We start from the raw sequence: 2,072 nt of genomic DNA, 5'->3' as shown, positions 1-2,072 counted from the left end.
CCAGGCGCCCGTTTTCCAGCCCGCGCCCCCGGCGGCCCCCGCGCCCGCCCAAGCTCCCGCTCCCACCCCCCAGACCGGCACTTTCACAACCACTCCCCTCACCCCCGGCCCCACCACCGAATCCGCCCACGCCGTCCGCGCCGCCAAGGCGATCGCCTTCGCCGCCGCGCAGGTCGGCAAGCCCTGCGTCTGGGGCGCCACCGGCCCCGACTCGTTCGACTGCTCCAGCCTCACCCAGGGCGCCTGGCGCACGGCCGGGGTCGAGCTGCCGAGGGCCGCGCACGAACAGGCGGCGGCCGGGACCGAGGTGGCGCTCACCGCCGCGCTCCCCGGTGACCTGGTGCTGTTCTTCGAGGACGACCGGCACGTGGGCCTGTACGTCGGCAACGGCACGATGATCCACGCGCCGGGGCCGGGCGCGACCATCCGCGAGGAGTCGGTCTACGGCGCCGGGGAGGCAGCGATCCACCGGGTGATCAGGCCCGCCTAACACTCATAAAACCCGTTTATGAGTCCATAGACCGGACCCGTGTACTAACTTAGGGCTGCCTTAGCTTAGGCTTCCTGATCGAGTCGCCTGTCCACGCTCGAAGGGAACCTGATCATGCCGCGCCCCCTGCGGGTAGCCATCGTCGGAGCCGGCCCCGCCGGGATCTACGCCGCCGATGCCCTGCTGAAGTCTCAGACGGCCGCCGATCCGGGCGTGTCCATCGACCTCTTCGAGCGGATGCCCGCCCCGTTCGGCCTGATCCGTTACGGCGTGGCCCCCGACCACCCGCGTATCAAGGGCATCATCACCGCCCTGCACCAGGTGCTCGACAAGCCGCAGATCCGTCTCTTCGGCAATGTCGACTACCCGCGCGACATCAACCTGGACGACCTGCGTGCCTTCTACGACGCGGTGATCTTCTCCACCGGCGCCATGGCCGACCGCGACATGTCGATCCCCGGCATCGACCTGGACGGCTCCTACGGTGCCGCCGACTTCGTGTCCTGGTACGACGGCCACCCCGACGTACCGCGCACCTGGCCGCTGGAGGCCGAGAAGGTCGCCGTCCTCGGTGTCGGCAACGTCGCCCTGGACGTGGCCCGCGTCCTCGCCAAGACGGCGGACGAGCTGCTGCCGACGGAGATCCCGCAGAACGTCTACGACGGTCTGAAGGCCAACAAGGCCCTCGAGGTCCACGTCTTCGGCCGCCGCGGCCCGGCGCAGGCGAAGTTCAGCCCGATGGAGCTGCGCGAGCTGGACCACTCCCCCAACATCGAGGTCATCGTCGACCCCGAGGACATCGACTACGACGCGGGCTCCATAGAGACCCGGCGTGGTAACAAGCAGGCCGACATGGTCGCCAAGACGCTGGAGAACTGGGCGATCCGCGACGTCGGCGACCGCCCGCACAAACTGTTCCTGCACTTCTTCGAGTCCCCGGTGGAGATCCTCGGCGAGAACGGCAAGGTCGTCGGCCTGCGCACCGAGCGCACCGCGCTGGACGGCACCGGCAACGTCAAGGGCACCGGCGAGTTCAAGGACTGGGACGTCCAGTCGGTCTACCGCGCGGTCGGCTACCTCTCGGACAAGCTGCCCAAGCTGCCCTGGGACCTGGAGACGGGCACCGTCCCGGACGAGGGCGGCCGGGTCATCGAGGAGGGCGGTGCCCACCTGACGTCGACGTACGTCACGGGCTGGATCAGGCGCGGCCCGGTCGGTCTGATCGGTCACACCAAGGGCGACGCCAACGAGACGGTGGCCAACCTGCTGGACGACCACGCCAACGGCCGGCTGCACACGCCGTCCGCGCCGGACCCGGAGGCCGTGTACGCCTTCCTGTCCGGGCGGGGGGTCCGCTTCACCACGTGGGACGGCTGGTACAAGCTGGACGCCGCCGAGCGCGCCCTCGGCGAGCCGCACGGCCGCGAGCGCGTGAAGCTCGTGGAGCGCGAGGACATGCTCCGGGAGAGCGGCGCCTGATCCTCTGGTGCGCGCGTGCGGCCGAACGACGACGAGACCCCGACGAGACCGGTGAGCCCGCTCTCGTCGGGGTCTCCCGTACCCGGCCCCCACGGGACGCGCA

Annotated in this window: 2 protein-coding genes; both read left to right on the top strand. The window is 70.4% G+C overall.

Annotated features, from left to right (window positions below; translation table 11 throughout):
- Nucleotides 1-490: C40 family peptidase (locus GT030_RS12700; RefSeq protein ID WP_161201198.1), on the top strand; the 490-nt coding region annotated here is incomplete at its 5' end.
- A 114-nt stretch (nucleotides 491-604) separates the two neighbouring features.
- Nucleotides 605-1,969 (top strand): FAD-dependent oxidoreductase, encoded by a 1,365-nt coding sequence (locus tag GT030_RS12695; RefSeq protein ID WP_161201197.1) that lies wholly within the window; start codon nucleotides 605-607, stop codon nucleotides 1,967-1,969.
- Nucleotides 1,970-2,072: the final 103 nt, after the last annotated feature.

This window comes from Streptomyces sp. SID1328 (assembly GCF_009865595.1).
Classification (GTDB): domain Bacteria; phylum Actinomycetota; class Actinomycetes; order Streptomycetales; family Streptomycetaceae; genus Streptomyces; species Streptomyces griseoluteus.
Note: the sequence above shows the minus strand (reverse complement) of the source record. Positions and strands in the feature narration are given on the sequence as shown.